General features: G+C 64.0%; 22 protein-coding genes. 4 read left to right on the top strand and 18 right to left on the bottom strand.

Translation table 11 applies throughout. The features are described 5' to 3' along the window. Positions 1-19 precede the first annotated feature (19 nt). The 16 genes from BLS75_RS25280 to gcbA all read right to left on the bottom strand — a co-directional run bounded on the left by BLS75_RS25280 (position 20) and on the right by gcbA (position 19,073). The gene (locus BLS75_RS25280; protein ID WP_072451995.1) at positions 20-472 is read right to left on the bottom strand and encodes a hypothetical protein; all 453 of its coding nucleotides are present in this window, start codon (positions 470-472) and stop codon (positions 20-22) included. 33 nt (positions 473-505) lie between these two features. Next, positions 506-1,183: a hypothetical protein gene (locus BLS75_RS25275; protein WP_072451994.1), complete on the bottom strand. Its 678-nt coding sequence runs from the start codon at positions 1,181-1,183 to the stop codon at positions 506-508. A 3-nt stretch (positions 1,184-1,186) separates the two neighbouring features. Next, positions 1,187-2,095, bottom strand: coding sequence for a hypothetical protein (locus BLS75_RS25270; protein ID WP_072451993.1), 909 nt, complete (start codon positions 2,093-2,095; stop codon positions 1,187-1,189). A gap of 38 nt (positions 2,096-2,133) precedes the next feature. Beyond that, the gene (locus tag BLS75_RS25265; protein ID WP_011059033.1) at positions 2,134-2,730 is read right to left on the bottom strand and encodes a MarC family protein; all 597 of its coding nucleotides are present in this window, start codon (positions 2,728-2,730) and stop codon (positions 2,134-2,136) included. A gap of 64 nt (positions 2,731-2,794) precedes the next feature. Then, positions 2,795-5,581 carry a hybrid sensor histidine kinase/response regulator gene (locus tag BLS75_RS25260; RefSeq protein WP_072451992.1) on the bottom strand — a complete coding sequence of 929 codons (2,787 nt, stop codon included), beginning with the start codon at positions 5,579-5,581 and terminating at the stop codon, positions 2,795-2,797. A gap of 98 nt (positions 5,582-5,679) precedes the next feature. Then, positions 5,680-6,969: a phosphoribosylamine--glycine ligase gene (gene purD / locus BLS75_RS25255; protein ID WP_011059035.1), complete on the bottom strand. Its 1,290-nt coding sequence runs from the start codon at positions 6,967-6,969 to the stop codon at positions 5,680-5,682. Positions 6,970-7,158: 189 nt separating this feature from the next. Then, positions 7,159-8,766 carry a bifunctional phosphoribosylaminoimidazolecarboxamide formyltransferase/IMP cyclohydrolase gene (gene purH / locus BLS75_RS25250; RefSeq protein WP_011059036.1) on the bottom strand — a complete coding sequence of 536 codons (1,608 nt, stop codon included), beginning with the start codon at positions 8,764-8,766 and terminating at the stop codon, positions 7,159-7,161. 82 nt (positions 8,767-8,848) lie between these two features. After that, entirely contained in the window at positions 8,849-9,169 is a 321-nt protein-coding gene (gene fis / locus BLS75_RS25245; RefSeq protein WP_003186237.1) for a DNA-binding transcriptional regulator Fis, read from the bottom strand. Beyond that, positions 9,166-10,179 carry a tRNA dihydrouridine synthase DusB gene (gene dusB / locus BLS75_RS25240; protein WP_072451991.1) on the bottom strand — a complete coding sequence of 338 codons (1,014 nt, stop codon included), beginning with the start codon at positions 10,177-10,179 and terminating at the stop codon, positions 9,166-9,168. Before dusB ends, fis begins: the two co-directional genes overlap by 4 nt. A gap of 195 nt (positions 10,180-10,374) precedes the next feature. After that, the gene (locus BLS75_RS25235; protein ID WP_053148860.1) at positions 10,375-11,679 is read right to left on the bottom strand and encodes a DUF3426 domain-containing protein; all 1,305 of its coding nucleotides are present in this window, start codon (positions 11,677-11,679) and stop codon (positions 10,375-10,377) included. Positions 11,680-11,709: 30 nt separating this feature from the next. Then, on the bottom strand, positions 11,710-12,588 hold the full coding sequence (prmA, locus tag BLS75_RS25230; protein WP_065364917.1) for a 50S ribosomal protein L11 methyltransferase: 879 nt from the start codon (positions 12,586-12,588) through the stop codon (positions 11,710-11,712). Between the two features lie 229 nt (positions 12,589-12,817). Further along, a complete protein-coding gene (accC, locus tag BLS75_RS25225; RefSeq protein WP_015633996.1) occupies positions 12,818-14,179 on the bottom strand; it encodes an acetyl-CoA carboxylase biotin carboxylase subunit in 1,362 nt (453 codons plus the stop codon). Between the two features lie 17 nt (positions 14,180-14,196). Further along, the gene (accB, locus tag BLS75_RS25220; RefSeq protein ID WP_015633997.1) at positions 14,197-14,658 is read right to left on the bottom strand and encodes an acetyl-CoA carboxylase biotin carboxyl carrier protein; all 462 of its coding nucleotides are present in this window, start codon (positions 14,656-14,658) and stop codon (positions 14,197-14,199) included. A gap of 48 nt (positions 14,659-14,706) precedes the next feature. Next, positions 14,707-15,159 (bottom strand): type II 3-dehydroquinate dehydratase, encoded by a 453-nt coding sequence (gene aroQ / locus BLS75_RS25215; protein ID WP_011059042.1) that lies wholly within the window; start codon positions 15,157-15,159, stop codon positions 14,707-14,709. Positions 15,160-15,390: 231 nt separating this feature from the next. Next, complete coding sequence (locus BLS75_RS25210; protein ID WP_011059043.1) at positions 15,391-17,352, bottom strand: methyl-accepting chemotaxis protein; 1,962 nt, start codon at positions 17,350-17,352, stop codon at positions 15,391-15,393. 53 nt (positions 17,353-17,405) lie between these two features. Further along, positions 17,406-19,073 (bottom strand): diguanylate cyclase GcbA, encoded by a 1,668-nt coding sequence (gene gcbA, locus BLS75_RS25205; protein WP_015634000.1) that lies wholly within the window; start codon positions 19,071-19,073, stop codon positions 17,406-17,408. A 288-nt stretch (positions 19,074-19,361) separates the two neighbouring features. Here gcbA and BLS75_RS25200 point away from each other — a divergent pair, with 288 nt between their 5' ends. The 4 genes from BLS75_RS25200 to speA all read left to right on the top strand — a co-directional run bounded on the left by BLS75_RS25200 (position 19,362) and on the right by speA (position 23,661). After that, on the top strand, positions 19,362-20,429 hold the full coding sequence (locus BLS75_RS25200; protein WP_011059045.1) for a DUF2333 family protein: 1,068 nt from the start codon (positions 19,362-19,364) through the stop codon (positions 20,427-20,429). A gap of 3 nt (positions 20,430-20,432) precedes the next feature. Next, positions 20,433-20,969 carry an NUDIX hydrolase gene (locus BLS75_RS25195; RefSeq protein ID WP_072451990.1) on the top strand — a complete coding sequence of 179 codons (537 nt, stop codon included), beginning with the start codon at positions 20,433-20,435 and terminating at the stop codon, positions 20,967-20,969. Positions 20,970-21,153: 184 nt separating this feature from the next. Then, the gene (locus BLS75_RS25190; protein ID WP_015634001.1) at positions 21,154-21,525 is read left to right on the top strand and encodes a translation initiation factor Sui1; all 372 of its coding nucleotides are present in this window, start codon (positions 21,154-21,156) and stop codon (positions 21,523-21,525) included. A gap of 222 nt (positions 21,526-21,747) precedes the next feature. Continuing rightward, positions 21,748-23,661, top strand: a complete 1,914-nt coding sequence (speA, locus tag BLS75_RS25185) for an arginine decarboxylase (RefSeq protein ID WP_041115725.1) — start codon at positions 21,748-21,750, stop codon at positions 23,659-23,661. Between the two features lie 86 nt (positions 23,662-23,747). Here speA and BLS75_RS25180 read toward each other — a convergent pair whose 3' ends face one another. Both BLS75_RS25180 and BLS75_RS25175 read right to left on the bottom strand, forming a co-directional pair. Continuing rightward, positions 23,748-25,094: an MATE family efflux transporter gene (locus BLS75_RS25180; RefSeq protein WP_041115728.1), complete on the bottom strand. Its 1,347-nt coding sequence runs from the start codon at positions 25,092-25,094 to the stop codon at positions 23,748-23,750. A 67-nt stretch (positions 25,095-25,161) separates the two neighbouring features. Further along, positions 25,162-25,455 carry a hypothetical protein gene (locus BLS75_RS25175; protein ID WP_011059050.1) on the bottom strand — a complete coding sequence of 98 codons (294 nt, stop codon included), beginning with the start codon at positions 25,453-25,455 and terminating at the stop codon, positions 25,162-25,164. Positions 25,456-25,607 lie beyond the last annotated feature (152 nt).

The raw sequence follows: 25,607 nt of genomic DNA, 5'->3' as shown, positions 1-25,607 counted from the left end.
GGCTTTTCGAGGGGGCGGTTCAGGGCCAGGTCAGGGTCAATTGGTCAGGGCGCTGAATGGGTATTCGTACCCTGACCCCGGAGGTCGATTCGCCATGGAGGTACTGGTCCTGGATCTCTACTCGGTTGAAGGGGTTGGTGTCGCGCAGGGCAATCAGCCAGATCAGTGCATCCGAGCCTTTTTCCTGCAAGGCCAGGAAGCCATCGCCGCCGTAGCCTGCCGTCTCCCCACCCCGGGCATAGAACGACTGTGGACCGTCGGTGCACAAGCCCAGGGTGGTGACGAAGTCAGGCTCATCCTGTTGGGGATAGTCCAGGGCCGGCATCCAGACGTTGTTGATCAGCCGGGGATGTTCATAGGGCAGGTCGAACAGGCAGTAGAACCCGCTGCCGAGTACCAGGGTGTTTTCCCGGGGGAAACACCCGCCCAGCCATTGTTCCTGAATGAAAGCGGCATCGGCGCTGTAGGGCATTGGGTGGTTCCTGCTCCTGCTGGAAGGGGTTTTCTACAGGTTCGAGACCTGGCGAAAACCGGAGTTGTAGGCGCATTGCCCGGCGTACTCGGGGCGTGCATCACAGGCCTTGAGGCAACCCTGGACGCCCTTGGGAAAGCGCGCCGCCACCGACATAGCGAAACCGTAGGTCGGCGTCGTCACCGCAAAGCTGCTGTTGCAGGCCACTTGCGTGCTGTAGGTGAAGGTCATGGCCTCGCGCCGGCCGTTGTGGGCGAAGGCCACCTCGAAGCTGTCGAGGCTGTTCCAGCCCGACAGCGGCAGCACTACAAAACGGTAGCGGGTGCTGTCCAGGCGTTGGCCGATGACCCGCAGGTTCTTGCTCGATGAGTCGGCCTTGGGTGAAGGGTAGGGCAGGGCCAGCAGCGCCCGCGGGTCACCCACCACGCCCAGTTCGAAGCCGATACCCTTTTGGTAGAAGGGAATCTCCAGGGCCGGTGCGCCCTCGATCTTCACGTACTGGCTGGATGCATAGGGGCCGCGGGTTTCAGGCTTGTAGTCCGGCGCTTTGGCGAAGCTGACTTCAAACTCCAGCACCGCGTCTGAGGCCTGGGCGTGCTCGGTGCGTATATCGCTGGGTTGCTCGCTGCCATGGCTGGCGCAACCGGCCAGCACCATGGCCGTAGTCAGGCGCAGCAGCTGTCGGGCGGGCCATGGACGTAGAACGGTCATCACTCAATGCTCCTTTTTCAGCGGGCTGGAGTTCAGGCCCAGCCCCTTGAGCTGCCAGCTTCCCTGCACCTGCTGCCAGCTGAACTGGCGGCCGACCCAGTCCACCTGCAAGGCGTGATGCAGGCGGCTCTGGTCAATGCGCCGGCCTTCGTCCAGGGCCTTTCGCGCGCGGTCGCCGGCTTGGTTGAACAGGGGCCAGAGCTGGCTCAGGTTCAGCTCTTTGCTGATCGGCAACTGGGCATACACGCCCTGCTCCGCCGAACTGAGCAGCAGCCCTTCCTTGCCGAGGAACGCAGCACTGCTGTTGTCCGGCGACACCGACACCAGCATGGCGTAGTGGGAGAACCCCCAGCCGGGCAGCCGCTCGTCGAACCACAGCACTTGCCCGGTGGAGGGCACCAGGGCCCGCGCGCCCTCGGGAAACAGCAGCAGGTCGCTGCGTCCGGGTTGCGGCTGGCCCCAGTCGGGTTCGCTCTTGCTCTTGACCGGGCTGAGGACGCGGGCCAGGGGCGTGTCGTTCTGCACGGCGATCAGCACCGTGCCGACGCCCATCCATTCGATGGTGGTGGCCAGCAGTACCGGTTGCCCGCCCCGGGTCGCCCCGCTGGGTTTTACATCGGTGATCTGCCAGGCGTTCAGCGGCCGATAGAGCTGGCCCTTGTAGGTGATTTCCCGGGGGCTGCTGCCGTCCCGACGGTGGTACACCTTGAAGTCGCCAAAGCGCTCAATGGATTCACTGGTCTTGTTCAGCCAGGCCTCGAGCTTGGCCTGGGGCGATTCGCCAGCCAGTGTCGGGAGGGGCATGAGCAGGAGCCCGGCCAGCAGGCAGGCCAGGCCGCGCCCGATCTGCGCAAGGCGCAGGGCGCGCGCGGCGGCGGGGCCCGTGCCAGTGGGTCGTTGAAGAGTCTGCATTCCGTTGCCTGTCGCTTGATGGGAGGGTGGCCGGGGCCCTAAGGGACCAGGTAGCCCCTGACCCCGGTGAAGATGATCTGCGCCGCCAGGGCGCAGACGAACAGTCCCATCAACCGGCTGACGATCTGCAAGCCCTGGTCGCCGAGGATGCGTTCGATGCGGTTGGACAGGTACAGCACCACCCCCACGGTGAGGCTGGCCAGGGCGATGCTGAGGATGGCGGTGAGCTTGTCGTCCCAGTGCGGCTGGCTGACGCCCATCACCAGCAGGGCGCCGATGGTGCCCGGGCCCACGGTCAGGGGAATGGTCAGCGGGACTATGGTCACGTCCTGCTGCACGTTGTCGGTCTGCACCGCCGATTTGCCCTGGGCCATGCCCAGGGCTGAGATGAACAGCACACTGCCGGCGCCGATGCGGAAGGCGTCAACGGTGATGCCGAACACGCCGAAGATCACCCGGCCGAACAGGTACAGCAGGATGCTGGAGACCAGGGTCGCCAGGGCCACTTTCCAGGCCAGGCGCCGGCGCTCCTTGAGCGAATAGCCGCGGGTCAGGCTGATGAAGCACGAGAGCACGAAGAAGGGGCTGTAGAGCACCAGCATCTTCAGGTAAACGCTGAACAGCACGTGGAGCATGGTGGGAGCTCACGACTAAAGGAGGGCGAGCGAGAGTTTAACAGGCGCCGCAGAGCCTGTCGGCTCAACTGGTGTGCGCGGTGCTGCGCTCGCGCAGGTCGCGCTGGGTCACCCAGTGTTCCACCAGTTCTCGCAGTTGCGAGAGCTCCACGGGCTTGGCCATGTGCCCATCCATGCCGGCCTGGCGCGCGCGCTCCTTGTGCTCGGCGAGGATGTGCGCGGTGAGCGCCACCACCGGGGTACGCACCCGCTGGTTGCCGACTTCCCAGGCGCGCAGTTGCTGGGTGGCGGAGAAGCCGTCGAGCACCGGCATTTCGCAGTCCATCAGTACCAGGTCGTAGCGGTTGGCTTTCATTGCCTGCAAGGCTTCCTCGCCGTTGCTGGCGGTATCGGGCTGCAGGTTGAGCTTGCCGAGCATGCCGCGGATGACCTTGGTGGAAATACTGTTGTCCTCGGCCACCAGGATGCGGAAGTCGCTGGGCACGGTGACTGGCGCCGGGGCCTGGGCAGCGTGCGCCGGCTGGTTGTAGGGGGCGGCGGGGGCCTTGTCGCGCTGATTGAGTTCGTCCGCCAGGGTGGTCTTGAGGGTGTAGCCGGCCACTGGCTTGGCGAGGATGCGCTTGATCCCGGCATTGCGTGCAATCACCTTGCTCGGCGCATTGCTGATGCCGGTGAGCATGATCAGCAGGATGTCGTGGTTCAGGCTCGGGTCTTCCTTGATCTTCGCCGCCAGTTGCATGCCGGTCATGCCGGGCATGTTCTGGTCCAGCAATACCACGTCGAAGTAGTCCCGCAGGTGCGCCTTGGTGCGTAGCAGGGCCAGGGCTTCCTTGCCCGATGGCACGGCGCTGACGTTCAGGCCCCAGGCACTGCACTGCTGTACCAGCACCTTGCGGCAGGTGTCGTTGTCGTCCACCACCAGTACCCGCGCGCCCTGCAGGGGGCCGTCGAGGTCGGCGGTCGGGTGTTCCAGGCGCTCGGCATCCAGGGGCAGGGTCAGCCACAGGGTGCTGCCCTGGTTGGTGCCGCTCTTGATGCCGAACTCGCCATGCATCAGCAGGATCAGTTGACGGGCGATCACCAGCCCCAGGTTGCCCCCCAGGCGGGTGGTGGCGAGGAAGTTCTTGCTGTGCAGCTCGGTGTGCAGCAGGGCTTCGCGCTCTTCGGCCTCCATCGGCTGGCCGCTGTCCTGCACGGCGATGCGCAGGCGCGGTTTGCTGCTGCGCTCGTCGAGGGCGACGACGATCAGCACTTCGCCTTCATCGGTCTTCTTCAGGGCATTTTCCAACAGGCTCAGCAGGGCCTGGCGCAGGCGTGTCGGGTCACCGCTGATGACCCGTGGCACCTGGGGCTGGATGAAACTGATCAGCTCGACGTTCTGCTGTTCGGCCTTGGCCCGGAAGATGCTCAGGCAGTCTTCGATCAGGGCGTTGAGGTCGAACTGCACATCGTCCAGTTCGATCTGCCCGGACTCCAGCTTGGAGATGTCGAGGATCTCGTTGATCAGGGTCAGCAGCTCGTTGCCGGCACTGTGGATGGTCTGCACGTAATCGCGCTGCTTGACCGACAGCGGGGTGCCCAGCAGCAGCTCGGTCATGCCCAGCACGCCGTTCATCGGGGTGCGGATCTCGTGGCTGATCTTGGCCAGGAACTCGGCCTTGGCATTGACCTCGGCGGTGCTGGCGGCCAGGTCGCGGCTGACGCTGAAGCGGTTCTCGGTGATGTTGCGCTGGCGCTCGCCCAGGGCAATGCTCATCAGCAGCCCGGCGATGCACACCACGCTCAAGAGGGTGACGATCAGGCCTTGCGGGGCCACCAGGGTCAGCCCCAGCAGGGCCGGCAGGATCACCAGGGTGCCGAGGTTGAAGATCACCATGGCGGCGACGAACAGGCGCGCCGGGCGATAGCCCTTGTGCCAGTGATAGCCACCGACGAACAGCATGCTCAGGCCGGCCAGGGCCACCAGGCCGTAGGTGATGATGTTCAGCGGCAGGGTATCGACGAACAGCAGCAACAGGCCGAACAGGCTGATCAGCAGGATGTTGCCCAGCAGCAGGCGGTTCAGTGGATGGGCGCCCAGGGGGGCGAAGAAGCGGTAGGCGAACATCATCCCGCAGGGCGCGGTCAGCAGCAGGGCGATATAGGCCCCCGGCGTCTGCAGGGCTTCCCAGGCCGGGAGCCAGGGCCCGAACAGGTTCAGCAGCATCAGCAGGCTGAGGGTCAGCAGCCCTTCGCAGGCTGCCAGCCACAGGCTGCTGCGCGAACGGGTGTAGGCGAAGCGGGTGAGGTTGTGCAGGATCAGCATCGCCAGGCAGCCGAAGAGCAGGCCGTAGATCAGCGTCTGGCTCTGGTCGGCCGCGCCCATCACCGCCGATTGCAGGGTGATGAAGGGGCGCAGCTCGTGTTCGGACACCAGGCGTACATAGACGTCCAGTGGCTTGGCGCTTTGCGGCAGCGGCAGCATGAAGTCGCTGCTGGGCAGGGGCTTTTGCGCCTGCGACGTGCCGGAGCCGGTGTTCACTTGCTCGATCAGCTTGTCGCCTTCGAGCACGTAGAGGTTCAGGTGGGACAGGTCGGGGGCGAAGATCCGCAGGATCTGCTCATGGGTTCCCGGTTGCAGCTTGAAGCGTAGCCACAGGGCGCCATCGGGCTCGGCGGCGGTGAGCTTGTCCAGCTCGATCGGGCTGAACTGGTTGGTGTAGCGCGGGGAGCGGATGTCACTGAGCTGCAGGTCGGCCTGTTCGTCGAGCAAAACCGCCCAGCCACTGCCTTGAGCGGCCAGGGCCGGGTTCAAGCAGAGCAGGGTCAGCAAGGTGACGGTGAAGCCTAGGGCAATCCTGAGCCAGCGCACGGCGAAATCCCTTCGTTGGTTGATGCCTGATTATAACTATGCGCGGCGTAATGACCGCACGACAAGGGCGTGTGCCCTTGCCGGGGTCAACGACAGCCTTACTCCTGGCCGCGCTCGCGGGCAATGGCGCGGTAGCCGATGTCCTTGCGGTAGAAGCAGCCCTGCCAGTCGATCTCGGCCGCCAGGCGGTAGGCCTGTTGCTGAGCCGCGTCGACGCTGTCACCCATGGCGGTAGCGCACAGTACCCGGCCGCCGGAGGTCACGACCTGGCCATCCTTGAGTGCGGTACCGGCGTGGAACACCTTGCCTTCCAGTGCTGCCGCGGCGTCCAGGCCGGTGATGGCCGCGCCCTTGGCGTAGTCACCAGGATAGCCGCCTGCCGCCAGGACGATACCCAGGCTCGGGCGTGGGTCCCACTGCGCTTCGACCTTGTCCAGGGCCTGGGCCAGGGCAGCTTCCACCAGCAGCACCAGGCTCGATTGCAGGCGCAGCATCACCGGTTGGGTTTCCGGGTCGCCGAAGCGGCAGTTGAACTCGATGACTTTCGGGTTGCCGGCCTTGTCGATCATCAGCCCGGCGTAGAGGAAGCCGGTGTAGACGTTGCCTTCCTCGGCCATGCCGCGCACGGTGGGCCAGATCACCAGGTCCATCACCCGCTGGTGCACTTCTGAAGTGACCACCGGTGCCGGGGAGTAGGCGCCCATGCCACCGGTATTGGGGCCAGTGTCGCCGTCGCCGACGCGCTTGTGGTCCTGGCTGGTGGCCATGGGCAGCACGTTCTTGCCGTCGACCATGACGATGAAGCTGGCTTCCTCGCCGTCGAGGAACTCCTCGATCACCACGCGGGAACCGGCGTCGCCGAAGGCATTGCCGGCGAGCATGTCGCGCACCGCTTCCTCGGCTTCGGCCAGGGTCATGGCCACGATCACGCCTTTGCCGGCGGCCAGGCCGTCGGCCTTGATCACGATCGGGGCGCCTTTTTCACGCAGGTAAGCCAGGGCTGGCTCGATCTCGGTGAAGTTCTGATAGTCGGCAGTAGGGATCTTGTGGCGGGCGAGGAAATCCTTGGTGAAGGCTTTCGAACCTTCCAGCTGCGCAGCACCGGCAGTCGGGCCGAAGCAGTCCAGGCCACGGGAGCGGAACAGGTCGACCACGCCAGCCACCAGCGGCACTTCCGGGCCGACGATGGTCAGGGACACATTCTTCTGAGCAAAGTCTGCAAGCTGCTCCAGGGCCAGGACGTCGATGGCGACGTTCTCGCACTTGGCCTCGATGGCGGTGCCGGCGTTGCCTGGGGCGACGAACACTTTCTGAACCCGTGGGTCCTGAGCGACTTTCCAGGCCAGAGCGTGTTCACGACCGCCGCTACCAATGATCAGTACATTCATTTCAAAAACCTCGGATGACGCTAATTCTGTTTTGGAACCTGAAGAGCTGGACGCCTCAGGAGGTTGCAATGACAGTGGTAGATGCAAGGCGGAGCCCACCTCGATGAGCGCAGTTGCCTGTTGGCAATGAGCATCATCGAGGTGGGCTCCAACGCAGCAGATGCCGGTGTCAGTGCGACCGTTGTCGTATCAGTGACGGAAGTGGCGCATGCCGGTGAACACCATGGCAATGCCCGCTTCGTCGGCCGCGGCAATCACTTCGTTGTCACGCATCGAGCCGCCGGGCTGGATCACTGCGGTGATGCCGACCTTGGCGGCGTTGTCCAGGCCGTCGCGGAACGGGAAGAACGCATCGGAGGCCATGACCGAACCGGCGACTTGCAAGCCGGCGTGCTCGGCCTTGATGGCGGCGATTCGCGCGGAGTTCACGCGGCTCATCTGGCCGGCGCCGACACCGATGGTCTGGCGGTTCTTGGCGTAGACGATGGCGTTGGACTTGACGTACTTGGCGACTTTCCAGGCGAAGATCAGGTCGTTGATCTCTTGCTCGGTCGGGGCGCGCTTGGTCACGACTTTCAGGTCATCGGCACTGATCATGCCGATGTCGCGGCTCTGTACCAGCAGGCCGCCGTTGACGCGCTTGTAATCCCAGGCCGCAGCGCGCTCAGCCGACCACTGGCCGCAGGCCAGCAGGCGCACGTTGGCCTTGGCAGCGACGATGGCGCGGGCTTCTTCGCTGACGCTCGGGGCAATGATCACTTCGACGAACTGACGCTCGACGATGGCCTTGGCGGTGGCTGCATCCAGCTCGCGGTTGAAGGCGATGATGCCGCCGAAGGCCGATTCGGTGTCGGTGGCGTAGGCCAGTTCGTACGCCTGGCGGATACCGCCTTCAGCGTCCGGGCTGACCGCCACGCCGCACGGGTTGGCGTGCTTGACGATGACGCAGGCCGGCTTGACGAAGCTCTTCACGCATTCCAGCGCGGCGTCGGTGTCGGCCACGTTGTTGTAGGACAGCTCTTTGCCTTGCAGTTGGGTCGCGGTGGCGATGCCGACTTCAGCAGGCTTGGCCTCAACGTAGAACGCCGCGCTCTGGTGCGGGTTCTCGCCGTAGCGCATTTCCTGGGCCTTGATGAACTGGCTGTTGAAGGTGCGCGGGAATTCGCTGCGGCCGGATGTCGAGAGGGTTTCGGCGGCCTGGTTCACGGTGCCCATGTAGTTGGCGATCATGCCGTCGTACGCAGCGGTGTGTTCGAAGGCCTTGAGCATCAGGTCGAAGCGCTGGGCGTAAGTCAGGCCACCGGCCTTGAGGCTTTCCAGGACGCCGGCGTAGTCGCTGGCATTGACCACGATGGCCACGTCCTTATGGTTCTTGGCCGCCGAGCGGACCATGGTCGGGCCGCCGATGTCGATGTTCTCGATGGCGGTCGGCAGGTCGCAGCCTGGCTTGTTGATGGTGGCTTCGAACGGGTAGAGGTTGACCGCGACCAGGTCGATCGGCTTGATCCCGTGCTCGTTCATGATGGCGTCGTCAATGCCGCGACGGCCGAGGATACCGCCGTGGATTTTCGGGTGCAGGGTCTTCACCCGGCCATCCATCATTTCCGCGAAACCGGTGTAATCCGCGACTTCCACTGCGGACACGCCGTTGTCCTGCAGCAGTTTGAAGGTCCCGCCGGTGGAGAGGATCTCCACACCAAGGGCTTCCAGCTCCTTGGCGAATTCGAGGATCCCGGTCTTGTCGGAAACACTGATCAAGGCGCGGCGGATCGGCAGGCGGGTAGTCTGGTCGGTCATCTCAATTTCCATCAAAAGCAAAGGAGTCAGCAAAAAAGGCGACCGTTTTTTACGCGGGCGCCTTTCTGGTTTGATTGAATGCTTACAGCAAATCGTACTGCTTGAGTTTCTTGCGCAGGGTACCGCGGTTCAGACCCAGGAGTTCGCTGGCCTTGGTCTGGTTGCCCTTGACGTAGTTCATCACGCTTTCGAGCAACGGAGCCTCGACTTCGGAGAGCACCAGGTTGTACACGTCCGTGACGGCAGCGCCCTCAAGGTGGGCGAAATAATTGTGCAGCGCCTTCTCGACACTCCCGCGAAGGGTCTGGCCTTCTTCGCTGGGTGTATTGAGGTGCTGTTTCAAATTCACGTTGTCGCTCACGGGTGTTGTTCCACTCACTAAAGTCTCGGTCATCATCGTCATGCGGCCACCCCCTCTCCGTCCCCTGTTTCCAGGCTCTTGTAACGTCCGGCAAAGAACTCACGAACGTTGGCGCATTGTGCTTCCGTATCTTCCAAACGATTGAAGTGGGCGCGAAACTCCCTGGCGCCCGGCAGGGTTGCGAGATACCAGCCCACATGCTTGCGCGCAATGCGTACGCCCATGACCTCTCCATAGAAGGCATGCAGCGCGGCCAGGTGCTCTAGCAGAATACGTTCCACCTCGAACAGCTCCGGTGCCGGGAGGGTTTCACCGGTACTGAGGAAGTGTTCGATCTCACGAAAAATCCATGGCCGCCCCTGGGCGGCCCGGCCGATCAACAGCCCGTCGGCGCCGGTGGCGTGCAACACCCGCCGGGCCTTTTCCGGCGAGTCGATATCGCCATTGGCAAAGACCGGGATCGACATCGCCTGCTTGATCGCGGCAATGGTGTCGTACTCGGCTTCACCGGTGTACAGGTCGGCCCGGGTCCGACCATGGACCGCCAGTGCCGTGATGCCGGCCTGCTCGGCGATCTTCGCCACCGTCAGGCCGTTCTTGTTCTCCCGGTCCCAGCCGGTGCGGATCTTCAGGGTGACCGGTACATCCACAGCGGCCACTACTGCCTGGAGAATCTCGTTGACCAGGGCTTCGTCCTTCAGCAACGCGGAGCCGGCGGCCTTGTTGCAGACCTTCTTGGCCGGGCAACCCATGTTGATATCAATAATCTGTGCGCCCAACTCGACGTTGGCGCGGGCGGCGTCTGCCAGCATCTGTGCATCACCCCCGGCAATCTGCACCGAGCGGGGCTCGGGATCGCCTTCGTGGATCATGCGCAACCGCGATTTGCGGCTGTTCCACAAGCTCATGTCGCTGGTGACCATTTCCGAGACTACAAGGCCCGCGCCCAATTGCTTGCAAAGCTGACGAAAGGGCTGGTCTGTAACTCCCGCCATCGGGGCGAGAATCAAACCGTTGTGCACTGTATATGGGCCGATGCGTACCGCCGACATAGGACTTCCCTGTTGTGGGGCCGGATCATGAGAGTTCGAAAAAGGGTTGGCATGATACCCGCTCTCGATGACCGGATAAAGGCTGAATTGGATAAAATCTGAACAGTTCTTCTGTAACGTCCTGGGAGCAATCCAGGCGAAACAGTCATAAAACTGTCGTTAATCCAGAGTCGTCCGTGAACTTGTGCAGCCGATTCACTCAGGCGAGTGGAAACTCAGACTGTAGTTCACCGCTTTCGGGCCGGGGTCAAGAATATCCAGGGCGATGTGAATCGGAGTCTGCGGCGGCATTTCCGCCGCATCCTGCAAGTCACCGCCCAGGTATTCCCCGGGCTTGAAGCTGCGGCTGGCGATCAGGTGGCCGTTGAGGTCGGCGAAGCGCAGCTCAAGCAGCGGGAAGGGTTGGGAGAAGGGCGCGCGGTTATAGATGATGGCGTCCACCACCAGGGCGCCGCTGAATTCCGGATGGCTGCGTACCACCAGGTTGCTGCTCTTGATCCGGGCGATGTCGACCCGGGAAGGTACCGTGCAGCCGAATTCCGGGCACAGTTGCTGGAACCAGGGGCGGTACTGGTCCTGGCGGGCCAGCTCATCAAAGTGATAGGCGACGTATTGTCCCACCAGGCCGCCGGCGGCCAGCAGGATCAGCAGCAGCCAGAGCAGGCGCTTGCCCCAGGGCGAGCGGCGCTTCTGCCAGTCGAGGTGGAGCGGGTCGTCCACCAGGTCCAGCAGCACCTCTTCCTTGACCCCGGGCTCGTTGCGCTCTCGGCGCTTCTTGCCGGAGACGGCGGGCTCGTCGTCCTGGTCGTCCGGGTTGGCAGGCGAGTGAGGTTCCAGGTCATCGTCCAGGCGCAACCTGGGCGCCTGGGGTTCGTCGTCCAGGTCCGCGAGGTTGAACGACAGCGACGGTTCGGTGCGGCTGGGCTTGGGTGGTTCGGCGCTGGGTTCGGCGTCGTCCGGTTGCACCTTGGGGGGCGAAGGCTCGCTGTCGTCCCGTTCGGCGGCGCTGCCGAACAGTCCGTCCGGCCAGTGTGCCTCGTCGGCGTCCTGGGTATCGCGCCGGGCGCTGAGGCTGCCTTCCTTGTGCTCGCGTTCCTGGCCAAAGGCCTTGGCTGGCTGGATTTCGCGCTGTTCGAGCTTGGCCAGTTCCTCATCGAGGTCCAGGTGATCCAGGTCCATCTCGGCGGCCGACCATTGCTTCTGGCTGATGGCGCGCTGAGGAGCGGCAGGGGCCGCGGGGGGTGGCAGATCCGGTTCCGGTGCCGCCGGTGCCGGCGCCACGGTCGCTGCGGGAGCAGCCGGTGGCGCTACGGGTTTGGCAGCGGCTTTCGAGGTGGCAGCTTCCTTGGCCGCGCGCTGCTCGAGCAACTGTCGTGCGGCGTTGAACACCTGCAGGCAGGAGCCACAGCGAACCACTCCACGGGCCACGCTCAACTGGGCATGGCTGACGCGGAAGCGGGTTTGGCAATGCGGGCACTGGGTGACGAAACTGTCGGTCATGCGGCCATCCGGATTATGCAGGCGGCCATTCTAGCGCCGACGGCCGGTGATGCGCACCCAGCCATCAAGGGTGGCGATCGGGTCCAGATCGAAGTCCTGGGCATAAGCCGCGGCGACTTCCTCGCCCTGCTCGGCAAGAATGCCGGAAAGCGCCAGGCGCCCGCCGGACTTGACCAGCCCCGAAAGCTGCGGCGCCAGGGCCACCAGTGGCCCGGCCAGGATGTTGGCCACCAGTACATCGGCTTGCTCCTGGGGCAGTTGCTCGGGCAGGTAGAGCGGGAACAGCTCGTCGGCAATGCCGTTGCGCCCGGCGTTGTCACGGGAGGCTTCCAGGGCTTGCACGTCGATGTCGGTGCCCACCGCCTGTTTGGCGCCCAGCAACAGGGCGGCAATGGCCAGGATCCCCGAGCCGCAGCCGAAGTCCAGCACGTTGCAGTCCTTCAGGTCCTGGCCGTCCAGCCATTCCAGGCACAGGGCGGTGGTCGGGTGGGTGCCGGTGCCGAAGGCCAGGCCCGGGTCCAGCAGCAGGTTCACGGCCTCGGGCTCCGGCGCGGCGTGCCAGCTGGGAACGATCCACAGGCGCTGGCCGAAACGCATGGGCTGGAAGTTGTCCATCCAGCTGCGCTCCCAATCCTGGTCTTCGATGACTTCGCTGTGATGCTCGGGCAGCGGGCCGCCGGTCAGCAGCTCCATGTGGGCGAGTACGCTGGCGGCTTCGGTGCCGCCCTCGAACAGGGCCAGCAGATGGGTGTGGGACCAGAGCGGGGTGGTGTTCAGTTCAGGTTCGAAGATCGGCTGATCCTCGGCGTCCATGAAGGTGACCGAGACGGCACCGACTTCAAGAAAAGCGTCTTCGTAGGTTTCGGCTTGTTCTGGGCTGATGGCGAGACGGACTTGCAGCCAAGGCATGGCGGGCACCTTTGAAAATATGTGATGTGCAGCCTAGTGGGCCGCGAGAAGCGCGCAAGTTTACGCGAGACGCCCCTTGGGAGCGAGGGGGATACCCTGTGCTTGGTCGCAAGGACGGTTGATCAGGGAATGGCCGCTGCGCGGTTCGTGAGCAGGCTCGCTCCTGCAGGGCGGCGGCGGATACGACAAGGCCGCTCGAAAGCGGCCTTGTCGGTGTGGCGGGTGCCGATCAGTGTTGCTCGGCCAGCTTGTGCTCGAGGTAGTGAATGTTCACCCCCCCTTTGCAGAAGCCTTCGTCACGGGTCAGGTCGCGGTGCAGCGGGATGTTGGTCTTGATCCCGTCGACGACGATTTCGTCCAGCGCATTGCGCATGCGCGCCATGGCTTCGTCACGGGTGGCCCCGTAGGTGATCAGCTTGCCGATCAACGAATCGTAGTTCGGTGGAACCGCGTAACCGCTGTACAGGTGCGAGTCGACGCGCACGCCGTTGCCGCCCGGGGCATGGAAATGCTTGACCGTGCCTGGGCTTGGCATGAAGGTTTTCGGGTCTTCGGCGTTGATCCGGCATTCCAGCGCGTGGCCGCGGATCACGACGTCGTCCTGGGTGAACGACAGCTTGTTGCCGGCGGCAATGCTGAGCATTTCCTTGACGATGTCGATACCGGTCACCATTTCCGATACCGGGTGCTCTACCTGCACGCGAGTGTTCATCTCGATGAAGTAGAAGCGGCCGTTCTCGTAGAGGAACTCGAACGTGCCGGCGCCACGGTAGCCGATGTCGATGCACGCCTTGACGCAGCGGGCGAAGACTTCCTGGCGGGCGGTCTCGTCGATGCCCGGTGCCGGCGCTTCTTCGAGGACCTTCTGGTGCCGACGCTGCAGCGAGCAGTCGCGGTCGCCCAGGTGGATGGCATTGCCCTGGCCGTCGGACAGCACCTGGACCTCCACGTGACGTGGGTTGGTCAGGAACTTCTCCAGGTAGACCATCGGATTGCCGAACGCCGCGCCGGCTTCGGAGCGGGTCAGCTTCGCCGAGGCGATCAGGTCTTCTTCCTTGTGCACCACGCGCATGCCGCGACCACCACCGCCACCGGCGGCCTTGATGATCACCGGGTAGCCGACTTCACGACCGATGCGCAGGGCGGTTTCCTCGTCTTCCGGCAGCGGGCCGTCGGAACCTGGAACCGTCGGTACGCCGGCCGCGATCATGGCGTGCTTGGCGGAAACCTTGTCGCCCATCAGGCGGATGGTCTCGGCTTTCGGGCCGATGAAGGCGAAGCCGGAGTTTTCCACCTGTTCGGCGAAGTCGGCGTTTTCCGCGAGGAAGCCGTAGCCAGGGTGGATCGCCGTGGCGCCAGTGACTTCAGCGGCCGCGATGATGGCCGGGATGTGCAGGTAGGACTGCGCGGCTTGCGCAGGGCCGATGCATACCGATTCGTCTGCCAGGCCCAGGTGCATCAGCTCCTTGTCGGCCTTGGAGTAGACGGCTACGGTCTTGATCCCCATTTCCTTGCAGGCACGCAGGATCCGCAGGGCGATTTCGCCGCGGTTGGCGATCAGGACTTTTTCCAACTTCGCAGGCTTCAACATCAAAGACTCTCCGCGGTTCAAACGATGGTGAACAGCGGTTGGTCGTACTCAACCGGCTGGCCGTCTTCGACAAGAATGGACTCGATCACACCGCTGGTTTCAGCTTCGATGTGGTTCATCATCTTCATCGCTTCGACGATGCACAGGGTGTCGCCCTTCTTCACGCTCTGGCCGACTTCAACGAAGGCTGGCGAGGTAGGCGAAGACTTGCGGTAGAAAGTACCGACCATTGGCGAACGGGCCACGGTGCCGTTCAGCGCGGGTGCGGCCGGTGCTGCAGGAGCGGCGGCGGCAGCAGGAGCGGCAGCGGCAGGCGCAGCCACTGGAGCGGCAACCGGAGCCGGTGCGTAGTACTGCTGGGCTGGAGTCTTGCTGTGGCGGCTGATGCGTACGGACTCTTCGCCTTCCTTGATCTCCAGCTCGTCGATGCCGGACTCTTCCAGCAGTTCGATCAGTTTCTTAACTTTACGGATATCCATGAATCATCAACTCCCAAGGGTCGGTCAGGGGCGTTTATCGCTTGTCGTTCAAGCGTTTGCCTGACGTTCAAGCTGTTCTAGGGCGGCCTCCAGGGCCAGTCGGTAACCGCTGGCGCCAAGGCCGCAGATCACTCCCACCGCAACATCGGAGAAGTAGGAGTGATGACGGAAAGGTTCGCGTTTGTGCACGTTGGACAAATGCACTTCGATGAATGGGATGCTCACCGCCAGCAGCGCGTCACGTAATGCGACGCTTGTATGCGTAAAAGCTGCTGGATTGATCAAAATGAAATCCACGCCTTCATCGCGGGCGGCATGGATGCGCTCGATCAATTCGTACTCGGCATTGCTCTGCAGGTACTGCAGATGATGCCCGGCATCACGGGCCCGTTGCTCCAGGTCCTGGTTGATCTGGGCCAGGGTGGTTGCACCGTAGACCCCCGGTTCACGGGTGCCGAGCAGGTTCAGGTTGGGTCCGTGAAGAACCAGTAGGGTGGCCATCGGTTGTTCCTTGTTATCGGGGGCTGTTGTCAGAACCCGGCGACTATGCCGGAAAGACTTTATGACTGTCCAGTTCTCTGCAATAGCCAGCACGATGACCGATGTTTGCGCAAAATATGTGACCGACAGATTAAATCCGGTCATTTGCCCTCAAGAAAGGGGGGCGTGCTTCTTGTCGCCCGTTTCGTCGCTGATGGCGGTGGGTTGTGGTTTGCGCGCCCGTTTCAGAGCCTAGACACGGAACGCTTGGACTGCCGTATGCAATTGCCCGCCCAGGTCCAGCAGGTTTTCGCCCTGGGCCCGGCCTTCGCCGATGCGCAGCAGGTTGTCGCCGCCCAACTGGTGGATGCGTTCGCTGTGATCGCGGATTTCGCTCACCGCGCCGCTCTGCTGGGCAGTGACATCGGCGATCCGCACGGCGGTATCGGCGATGGTCTGGATCGCCCCGACGATTTCGTCCAGGGCGCCATCGGCGGCCTGGGCCTGGCCGGCGGTGGCCTCGGCGTGTTCGACCTGGGCGCGCATGCCTTGTACCGATTGCTGGGCTGCGGCCTGCAGGCCGGCGATCAGGGTCTGGATCTCCGCGGTGGCCCCGGCGGTGCGCTGGGCCAGGGAGCGCACTTCTTCGGCGACCACGGCAAAACCGCGGCCCATTTCCCCGGCGCGGGCGGCTTCGATGGCGGCGTTGAGGGCCAGCAGGTTGGTCTGGTCGGCGATGGAGCGGATCACCGTCAGCACGCCGCCGATGGTGGCGGATTCCTGCGCCAGGTGTTCGATCATCTGCGCGTTGCCCTGGACTTCCCCGACAAGGGCGTGCAGCCCGGTGAGGCTCAGGCCTATGACTTTCTGCCCCTGCTGCACGGCGAGGCCAGCACTGCGGCTGGCGTCGGCGGCCTGGCTGGCGTCCCCGGCGACCTGCTGGATGGTGGCTTCCAGTTCGCCCAGGGCATCGCGGATCTGTGCGGTGTCGCCGGCCTGGCGCTCGGCGCCGCTGTGCAGGCCGCTGCTCAGGTCGGCCAGGGCGCGGCTGCTGCCGGCCACTTGTTCGGCGTTCTGGCGGATGGTGCCCACCAGGTCCACCAGGTAGGCGCGCAGGCGGTTCAGGGATTCCTCGATGTCATGCAGCTCGCGGTTGGTCTTGCCCAGCTGGATCGGTCGGCTGAAGTCGCCTTCGGCCCAGGTCGACAGCGCCGGGGCGAGGTTGGTCAGAACCCGCGCCAGCTTGCGCTGCAAGGTGTCGATCACCAGGGCGATCAACAGGATCAGGCCGATCATCAGCCCCTGCATCAGCCGCACTTCGCCCTGGATCTGCCCGTGCTGGGCCCGTACCGCCGGTTCCAGTTCGGCGATGGCCTGGCGCACGGCGTTGATCTTCAGCAGGGTTGCGGCGCTCAGGTCGGCGCGCTTCTGGATCTGCTCGCGGGTGCGTTGCAGTTCTGCCGGATAGCGGCTGAGCAGGCTGTTGAGTTCACGCTTGAAGCCTATGCCGGCATCTTCGGCGGCGGCTTTCTCGGTGTTTTCCAGGCCCATCATGGCGGCGAAATCATCGGTGCCCGATTCGCTGCTGGCGGCCACGCCCAATAAAGGCAGGGCTTCGAGCTGATCGGCCTGGGCGCGGATGCTGTTCACTTCCCGTTCCACATCGGCGGCCAGCTCGCTGCGGCCACTGCTCACCAGCTTGTCCCGGGCCAGGGAGAGCTTGCCCAGGTGCTGGGAGGCGGTGAGCAATAAAGGCAGGTAGTTCGCCGCTTCCGCGCTCCTGGCCCCGCTGGCGTACTGGCTGAGCTGCTCCAGGTTGGCGCCCAGCTCGCGTTCGGCCTGCAACAGCAGGGCCTGGGGATCGCCTGCCAGCTTGCCGGCGGCCAGCAGGTCGGTCTTGCTGAAGTCGTCGAGGCTGGCCAGGCTCGGGCGCAGGCTTTGCGCCAGCGGTGGCGGCAGTTCGCCCAGCTCGCCCTGCAGGGTTTCCAGGGCCTGGGCCGCACTGCTCAGGCGCAGGGCATCGCCGCTGGCCAGGTAGTCTTCGATATTGCGCGCCACCTGGTTCTGAAACTGCTGGGACAGCCCCAGGTAGCGCTCCATTAATAGATAGGGGCGTTCCAGGGCCCGTTGCGACCACCACAGCGTCGCCCCCAGGGCGAGGCAAACGGCAACGAGCAGCAGGGTATTGAGATTGGTCAGCAGCTTCAGGCGCATCGGGGCTCTACCAACGGCTTAAATGGTAAGCGCCTGAATTTATTGCGTTTGTATTACAAGGTTATGACCGAATCGGTGGATTCGGATGAAAAGATGGCACTTTGACTTGATCGCGCGGCCTGGACTCGATTGCGCCCGCCATGCTTGGCTCGGTACAGGGCTTCGTCGGCCTGGCTGGCCATCATCAGGCTGTCGGAATCCTCCTGCATTTCCACCACCCCGGCGCTGAAGGTGCACCACAGGTCCTGGGGCTGGGCCGGGTAGTGGATCTCGGCAAAGCGCTGGCGGATTTCGTCCAGAACCTTGCACGCGGCGTCCTGGTCGGTGTCGGGCATGACAATGGCAAATTCTTCGCCGCCGTAGCGGCCGATGAAGTCGGTCTTGCGCAGGCGCTGTTTGAGAAACAGCGCCAGGCTCTTGATCACCCGGTCGCCCATGGGGTGGCCGTGGCTGTCGTTGACCCGCTTGAAGTGGTCGATATCCAGCATGGCGAAGCTCAGCGGCTTGCCCTCGCGACGGGCGCGGAAACTGCAGTCTTCCAGCAGTTGCAGGATATGGGTGTGGTTGTACAGGCCGGTGAGGCTGTCGCGGACCATCCGCGCCTTGAGGTTGCGCGCCCGGGCCGCGCGGTTGCGCACGGTGGTGATCAGGTGCCGGGGCTTGATCGGCTTGGTGAGGAAGTCGTCGCCGCCTTCGCTCATGGCGTCCAGCTGCTTGTCCAGGTCGTCCTCGGCGGACAGGTAGATGATCGGCACGCTGACGTAGCGGTCGTTGTGGCGGATTACCTTGGCCAGCTCGGTGCCGGTGCAGGCCGGCATGTACATGTCGAGGATGATCAGGTCCGGCTGGAAGTCCGCCAGCTCGGCCATGGCCTGGATCGGTTCGATCAGGGTGCGGGTGACGATCCCGGCGCTGTTGAGCAGGCGCTCGGTATGCAGGGCCTGGGCCCGGGAGTCGTCGATGATCAGCACTTTATAGGGTTCGTACTGGGCGACGCAGGTCAGTACTTCGATTTTTTCCAGCAGGCTGGAGGCTTCCAGGGTGCCGGTGAGAAACTCCTGGCCGCCGGCGCGTACTGCCGCCAGGCGAGTCGGGGTGTCGGTTTCATGCAGGCTGAAGAACAGCAGCGGGAGTTTCTGCTCCAGGCCGACCTGGGCCTCGGCGGCCAGGGTCAGGCCCATGCCGGCACCGCAGAAATCCACATCGATGACGATGGCCGCCGGCAGGCGTTCGACCATGGACGAACGAAAGGCCGGAATGCTGTCCAGGGACTGGGCGCTGAGGCCGAAGAATTCCAACTGCTTGGCCAGGCGCTCGGCCCGGTCGTGGTCCTGCAGCATCACGTAGATCGGCTTGCGCAGGGGCGGCAGGAAGGTCTGTTCCAGTTGGTCGCCGTGGCGCAGCCCGGTGCGCGACAGGCGCTGCATCAGGCGGTTGAGGTCGGTGATCAGGTTGCTGCTGAGGCGGCCACGGTTGGCGTCCACCGCTTCCAGGGACTGGCTGATGCTGCGGGCCAGCTGGGTATGTTCGGGTTGTTCGAAACGTTCGGCGAAGCGAAGCAGGCGCAGGTTGGCCTCGCACAGCTCCGACATGTCGGTGGTCGACCATTCGCTGCGTTGCAGACGCTGCCATATCTCAAGAATCTGACGTGCCTGATGAATTACCCGCTGGGCAAAGTGGTGCTTGAGGCGCTCACGGCTGGGGTCTTCTGGCTCGGTCATATCCTGACTACTAGTTAGGGTGCATGCTGAGATCGACTGGTGGCTCTATGCTAGCACCACTTTTGTGTCCCATGAGTGTCGTACGTCAATAATGTGCAAAGCGACGTTATTCAGTTCCTGACCGACTGGTCGCGTAGGCTCCGGACTGTGCTTCATTTATAGTGGCCAGCTGATTCGCAATCTTTGCGCGGCGCGCATTTGCCGGAAGATTTATCCCGTCAAGGCAAGGCACGATGGAGTAGGGTTGTGGTCGAACCGATGAACTCAAGTGATTGAAAGGACATAGCCATGCTGGATTGGAAGAATCGCGCAGGCAGCGCGCCAGATCGTGCTGCCGAACCCAAGTCGGCGACACGCAGCTATTTCGGTGGCCTGCTGTTCAGTCGTGCCCTGGCCACCTTGCTGGGCCTGTATCTGCTGGTCACCGGTGCCCTGGGCTGGTACTGGAGCCAGGAGCCGGCGCTGTTCCCCGTCCAGCAGAACGCCCAGATCGCCGCCGAGAAGGAAGGCCGACAGATGGTGGTGGGCTACACCACCGTGGAAACCCTGAAGACCGTGGTCGGCACCCTGCTGGACAAGCCGGGTGGCTACATTTCCAACGACCGTTTTCCACCGGGGCTGTGGATGGACAACATGCCGAGCTGGGAATACGGCGTGCTGGTCCAGGTCCGCGACCTGACCCGTGCCCTGCGCAAAGACTTCGCCCGTTCCCAGTCGCAGTCCGCCGAAGACGCCGACCTGGCCAAGGCCGAGCCGCGCTTCAACTTCGACAACAAGAGCTGGATCCTGCCGTCCAGCGAATCGGAGTACCAGGAAGGCATCAACTCCCTGAGCCGCTACCAGGCGCGTCTGTCCGATCCGAACCAGAAGACCGCGCAGTTCTATGCCCGCGCCGACAACCTCAACAACTGGCTGGGTGACGTTGGCACGCGCCTGGGCTCGCTGTCCCAGCGCCTGTCGGCCAGCGTCGGCCGGGTCAAGCTCAATACTGCTCTGAAGACCGAAGTGCCGGCCCCGGGCCAGGGCCCGCAGGTTGATGAAGAAGTGGTGGAAACCCCGTGGATGCAGATCGACAACGTGTTCTACGAAGCCCGTGGCCAGGCCTGGGCGCTGTCGCACCTGCTGCGGGCCATCGAGGTGGACTTCGCCGATGTGCTGGCGAAGAAGAACGCCACCGTCAGCGTGCGCCAGATCATTCGCGAACTGGAAGCGTCCCAGGAGCCGGTCTGGAGCCCGATGATTCTCAATGGCAGCGGCTTCGGCGTGCTGGCCAACCACTCGCTGGTGATGGCCAACTATATTTCCCGGGCCAACGCGGCGGTCATCGACTTGCGTCAATTGCTCAATCAAGGCTGATCCATGGTCGCAACCGACAAAGAGGCGGCCCACCGCGCCGCCTCCGATGCAGAACAGATTGCCTGGGTCGATGGCGAAGACCAGTTGCTGGGTGCCATGGTCCGTTCCGAGTTGCGCGAGCGCGGCCTGATCGGGCGTGGCACCTACATCATGCTGTTCAACTCCGCCGGTGAGCTGTGCGTGCACCGGCGAACCCTGAGCAAGGCCATCTACCCGGGCTACTGGGACGTCGCCGCCGGCGGCATGGTCCTGGCGACTGAAAGCTATGCCGAATCCGCCGCCCGGGAGCTGGAAGAGGAACTGGGGGTGAGCGGGGTCGAACTGACCGCCCATGATCACTTCTTTTTCGAGGATACCGGCAACCGTCTCTGGTGTTCGGCGTTCTCTGCCGTGTGGGACGGTCCACTGCGCCTGCAGCCGGAAGAAGTCCTCGAAGCGCACTTCATGCCACTGGATCAGGTGCTGCGGGAAATCCACGAAAAGCCCTATTGCCCGGACTCCCTGGCTGCCCTGCAGCGCTATCTGGCACGGCGTCGCTAAAGTTGCATAAATTGGCGCTGATTGGCTCTTAGCAACCGGGCTTTTTGCCGTTACACTGCGCGACTTTTCAAGCTGAACCAGGCTGCCCTGGTTCAGTAGCGCTGCCCCTGCCTGAGTGGGGCTTCGCGGTCGATGGCACCGCCATGTGCTTCGATCAGTCTTTGTCCTCCCAAGAGGATTGCCGGTGGCCAAAAAAGCCGCATCCTTCGCCGCCCTTGGTGGCCTGGTATTTTCCACCGACGCAGGTCGACATTGCCCGGACTGTAGCCAGCCGGTAGCCGCCTGTATCTGCAAACAAACCGTGATCCCGGCCGGCGACGGCATTGCCCGCGTGCGCCGCGAAAGCAAGGGCCGTGGCGGCAAGACGGTGACCACCATCACCGGCGTGCCCCTGGCCGAAGATGCCCTCAAGGAGCTGGCCACGACGCTGAAGAAACGCTGTGGCACCGGCGGCGCCCTGAAAGACGGCGTCATCGAAATCCAGGGCGACCATGTCGAGCTACTCTTGGCGGAACTGGTCAAGCACGGTTTCAAGGCGAAGAAGTCCGGCGGCTAGCAGCCTCTGTGAAAACCACCTGTGACCGGACCCTGTCTTGATTCGCTCAGGACACCGGCGTCGTCTCCATGGTTTTCACAGAGCCTGTTCATGAACGGTTTCTAAACTCGGCACGGCGGGCGCGGTCTATTGCGCTTGCAGGCTAATCGTCATTTTCATTCTTTAGACTGCGCCAGCCCTGGAGTGGGGCGGCGCTCTATGACTTCTTTATAGGGGACTTCGATGTCCGTACGACGCACACGTAAAGACGATGGCAGCCAATGGACAGTTGCGGACAGCCGCAGTGTCTACGGGATTCGCCATTGGGGGGCCGGGTATTTCGCGATCAATGACGCCGGTCGCGTCGAAGTTCGTCCGAACGGCCCGAGCAGCTTGCCCATCGATCTGTTCGAACAGGTCGAGGAGCTGCGCAAGAGCGGCTTGTCCCTGCCGTTGCTGGTGCGCTTCCCGGACATCCTCCAGGACCGCGTGCGCCAGCTGACCGGTGCCTTCGATGCCAACATCGGGCGTCTGGAATACCAGAGCAAGTACACCGCGCTGTACCCGATCAAGGTCAACCAGCAAGAAGCGGTGATCGAGAACATCATCGCCACCCAGAATGTTTCCATCGGCCTGGAAGCCGGCTCCAAGCCGGAGCTGCTGGCGGTCCTGGCCCTGGCGCCCAAGGGCGGCACCATTGTCTGCAACGGCTACAAGGACCGCGAGTTCATCCGCCTGGCGCTGATGGGCCAGAAGCTGGGCCACAACGTGTTCATCGTCATCGAGAAAGAGTCCGAAGTGGGCCTGGTGATCGAGGAAGCGGCGTCCCTCAAGGTCAAGCCACAGGTGGGCCTGCGGGTGCGCCTGTCGTCCCTGGCTTCGAGTAAGTGGGCCGACACCGGTGGTGAAAAGTCCAAGTTCGGCCTGTCGGCGGCGCAACTGCTGTCGGTGGTGGAGCGCTTCCGCGCCGCCGGCCTGGACCAGGGCATCCGCCTGCTGCACTTCCACATGGGCTCGCAGATCGCCAACCTGGCGGACTACCAGCACGGCTTCAAGGAAGCGATCCGCTACTACGGCGAGCTGCGCAACCTCGGCCTGCCGGTGGACCACATCGACGTCGGCGGCGGCCTGGGTGTGGACTACGACGGCACCCACTCGCGCAACGCCAGTTCGATCAACTACGACATGGACGACTACGCCGGCGTGGTGGTGGGCATGCTCAAGGAATTCTGCGACGCGCAGAACCTGCCGCACCCGCACATTTTCTCCGAGAGCGGCCGCTCCCTGACCGCCCACCACGCCATGCTGGTGGTGCAGGTCACCGACGTCGAGAAGCACAACGACGACGTGCCGCAGATCGACAACAAGCAGGAGCTGCCGGAAACCGTGCAATGGCTGGTGGACCTGCTGGGCCCGACCGACATTGAAATGGTCACCGAAACCTACTGGCGCGCCACTCACTACATGAGCGACGTGGCCGCCCAGTACGCCGACGGCAAGCTGACCCTGGCCGAGAAAGCCCTGGCCGAGCAGTGCTACTTCGCCGTATGCCGGCGCCTGCACAACTCGCTCAAGGCGCGCCAGCGTTCCCACCGCCAGGTGCTGGACGAGCTCAACGACAAGCTGGCCGACAAGTACATCTGCAACTTCTCGGTATTCCAGAGCCTGCCGGACACCTGGGCCATCGGCCAGGTCCTGCCGATCCTGCCGCTGCACCGCCTCGACGAAGAGCCGCTGCGCCGCGCGGTGCTGCAGGACCTGACCTGCGACTCCGACGGCAAGATCAAGCAGTACGTCGACGAGCAGAGCATCGAGACCAGCCTGCCGGTACACGGCCTCAACGAGGGCGAGGACTACCTGCTGGGGATCTTCCTGGTGGGCGCCTACCAGGAAATCCTCGGTGACATGCACAACCTGTTCGGCGACACCGACTCGGTGAACATCTACCAGCGGGCCAACGGCAGCGTGTACCACGCCGGGATCGAGACCCACGACACCATCGAAGACATGCTGCGCTACGTGCACTTGTCGCCGGAGGAGTTGATGACTCACTACCGCGACAAGGTGGCCAGCGCCAAGATCAGTGCCGCCGAGCGCACTCAGTTCCTCGATGCGCTGCGCCTGGGCCTGACCCGTTCGTCCTACCTGTCTTCCTGACAGCCCCGGCGAACCCTGGAAACCCACCGCTTGCGGTGGGTTTTTTTTGCCCGCAATTCAGGCTGTGCGGCCTGCGGGCACGAGGTTCAGCGAGCCTCGGCGAACCAGCGGTCGCGGCGCTGCAGGTGCCAGGCGAAGGCGCCCAGGGTCAGGCTGCGCAGGAACATGAACAGCAGGAACGTCAGCCACAGGCCGTGGTTGCCCAGGCCTTGCAGCGCCCAGGCAAAAGGCAGCAGCAGGAGCACGGTCAGCAACATGCCGTTGCGCATTTCCCGGGCCCGGGTGGCGCCGATGAACAGGCCGTCCAGCAGGTAGCTCCAGACCGCAATCAACGGCAGTACGGCGAGGTAGGGCAGGTAGGTAAAGGCGGTCTGGCGCACGTCGGGAATATCGGTCTGCATTTCGATGAACAGGTGGCCGCCCAGCAGGAACAGCACGGCGAACCCCAGGCTGGCCAGCAGCGACCAGCCACCGGCTACCACCAGCGAGCGGCGCAGGGCCGGGCGGTCATGGGCGCCGATGGCGTGGCCGCACAGGGCCTCCACTGCGTGGGCCAGGCCATCGAGGGCATGGGCGGTAAGCAGCAGGCCGTTGAGCAGCAGGGCATTGGCCGCCACTGTGGCATCGCCCAGACGGGCGCCTTGCACGGTGATCAGGAAGAACACCGATTGCAGGGCCAGGCTGCGGATGAAGATGTCACGATTGACCGCCAGCAGCGGGCGCCAGCTCTGCCAGCGGCGCAATGCCGCCCAGGCGATTTGCCCCGGATAGGCCCGCAGGGCCGGCCGGGTCATGGCCAGGCCGACCAGCGCGCCGCTCCATTCGGCGATCACCGAAGCCCGGGCCGAGCCCACCACGCCCCAGTCCAGGCCGAGGACGAACCACAGGTTGAGGGCGATGTTCAGCATGTTGGTGCTGAGCAGGATGGCCAGCGGTGCCCGGGCGTTCTGGGTACCGAGAAACCAGCCCACCAGGGCGAAACTGGCCAGGGCCGCGGGCAGGCCCAGCAGGCGGGTGTGGAAAAAGCTCCGGGTCATCTGGTCCAGCTCCGCCGAGGGCTGCATCAGGTGCAGCGCCGCGCCGCTCAGGGGCACGCCTATGGCGCCCAGCAGCAGCGCCAGCCCCATGGCCAGTATCAAGCCCTGGAGCAGGATCTGCCGCAGCGCCGCCCCGTCGCCGCGCCCGGCGGCCTGGGCGGCGAAGCCGGTGGCGCCCATGCGCAGGAAGCCCATGGCCCAGGCCAGGAAGGTATAGAGGCTGGCACCGACCGCCACGGCGCCCAGCTGGTGGGCGTGGGGCAGGTGGCCGATCACCGTGCTGTCCACCAGCGCTACCAGGGGCACGGAAATGTTCGACAGGATCATCGGCGCGGCCAGGGCCCAGACGCGGCGATGGGTGGGGCGGTGACGCCAATCGGAAATCAGGGGGGGCATGCAGGCTCCTTGCGAGAGCGGGCATTGTACCCGGCGCCCGCGGGCGCCGGGGGTTAGTGCGGGGGGATCAGTGGATGATCCAGCTCAGCAGCCAGAGGCCGAGCACCAGCCAGATGATGCCGAGGATGATCGAGGCTCGCATGAAGGCGCGGATCGCCGAGTACAGGAACATCAGGCCGATGATCAGGGCAATGATGCTGACGATCGAGGTGTCCATGCCCAGGGCGCGGGACAGGCCGTCGACAAAGTTGCCCCCGGCGTGGGTCAGGGTATTGAACAACCCGCTGAGCAGGTCGACGATAAAGCGGATCACCGAGCCGATGGCCTGGCCGAGCCATTCGAAGAAACTTTCTACCTGCATGTGCGCGTCCTGATGAAAGATGGGCCGAGTGCCCGAGCTCAAGCTTGGGCCATGAACACCCGTGGCGAGTTCCCTGTTAAGCATAGAAGCTGCCGGGGGTTGCGCATTCTGGAGGAGCCGGCTTGCCGGCGAAAGCGCTCTTGCGTCCCACG

The organism is Pseudomonas sp. NFPP12 (assembly GCF_900103205.1).
GTDB lineage: Bacteria > Pseudomonadota > Gammaproteobacteria > Pseudomonadales > Pseudomonadaceae > Aquipseudomonas > Aquipseudomonas protegens.
The sequence above is the reverse complement of the archived record's forward strand: the minus strand, read 5'-3'. Positions and strand labels throughout refer to the sequence as shown.

Excerpts from the sequence above, each read along its gene's own strand:
- BLS75_RS25280 (WP_072451995.1), bottom strand. The coding sequence starts at position 472 with ATGCCCTACAGCGCCGATGCCGCTTTCATTCAGGAACAATGGCTGGGC.
- BLS75_RS25275 (WP_072451994.1), bottom strand. The coding sequence starts at position 1,183 with ATGACCGTTCTACGTCCATGGCCCGCCCGACAGCTGCTGCGCCTGACT.
- BLS75_RS25270 (WP_072451993.1), bottom strand. The coding sequence starts at position 2,095 with ATGCAGACTCTTCAACGACCCACTGGCACGGGCCCCGCCGCCGCGCGC.
- BLS75_RS25265 (WP_011059033.1), bottom strand. The coding sequence starts at position 2,730 with ATGCTCCACGTGCTGTTCAGCGTTTACCTGAAGATGCTGGTGCTCTAC.
- purD (WP_011059035.1), bottom strand. The coding sequence starts at position 6,969 with ATGAATGTACTGATCATTGGTAGCGGCGGTCGTGAACACGCTCTGGCC.
- purH (WP_011059036.1), bottom strand. The coding sequence starts at position 8,766 with ATGACCGACCAGACTACCCGCCTGCCGATCCGCCGCGCCTTGATCAGT.
- fis (WP_003186237.1), bottom strand. The coding sequence starts at position 9,169 with ATGACGATGATGACCGAGACTTTAGTGAGTGGAACAACACCCGTGAGC.
- dusB (WP_072451991.1), bottom strand. The coding sequence starts at position 10,179 with ATGTCGGCGGTACGCATCGGCCCATATACAGTGCACAACGGTTTGATT.
- BLS75_RS25235 (WP_053148860.1), bottom strand. The coding sequence starts at position 11,679 with ATGACCGACAGTTTCGTCACCCAGTGCCCGCATTGCCAAACCCGCTTC.
- prmA (WP_065364917.1), bottom strand. The coding sequence starts at position 12,588 with ATGCCTTGGCTGCAAGTCCGTCTCGCCATCAGCCCAGAACAAGCCGAA.
- accC (WP_015633996.1), bottom strand. The coding sequence starts at position 14,179 with ATGTTGAAGCCTGCGAAGTTGGAAAAAGTCCTGATCGCCAACCGCGGC.
- accB (WP_015633997.1), bottom strand. The coding sequence starts at position 14,658 with ATGGATATCCGTAAAGTTAAGAAACTGATCGAACTGCTGGAAGAGTCC.
- aroQ (WP_011059042.1), bottom strand. The coding sequence starts at position 15,159 with ATGGCCACCCTACTGGTTCTTCACGGACCCAACCTGAACCTGCTCGGC.
- BLS75_RS25210 (WP_011059043.1), bottom strand. The coding sequence starts at position 17,352 with ATGCGCCTGAAGCTGCTGACCAATCTCAATACCCTGCTGCTCGTTGCC.
- gcbA (WP_015634000.1), bottom strand. The coding sequence starts at position 19,073 with ATGACCGAGCCAGAAGACCCCAGCCGTGAGCGCCTCAAGCACCACTTT.
- BLS75_RS25200 (WP_011059045.1), top strand. The coding sequence starts at position 19,362 with ATGCTGGATTGGAAGAATCGCGCAGGCAGCGCGCCAGATCGTGCTGCC.
- BLS75_RS25195 (WP_072451990.1), top strand. The coding sequence starts at position 20,433 with ATGGTCGCAACCGACAAAGAGGCGGCCCACCGCGCCGCCTCCGATGCA.
- speA (WP_041115725.1), top strand. The coding sequence starts at position 21,748 with ATGTCCGTACGACGCACACGTAAAGACGATGGCAGCCAATGGACAGTT.
- BLS75_RS25180 (WP_041115728.1), bottom strand. The coding sequence starts at position 25,094 with ATGCCCCCCCTGATTTCCGATTGGCGTCACCGCCCCACCCATCGCCGC.
- BLS75_RS25175 (WP_011059050.1), bottom strand. The coding sequence starts at position 25,455 with ATGCAGGTAGAAAGTTTCTTCGAATGGCTCGGCCAGGCCATCGGCTCG.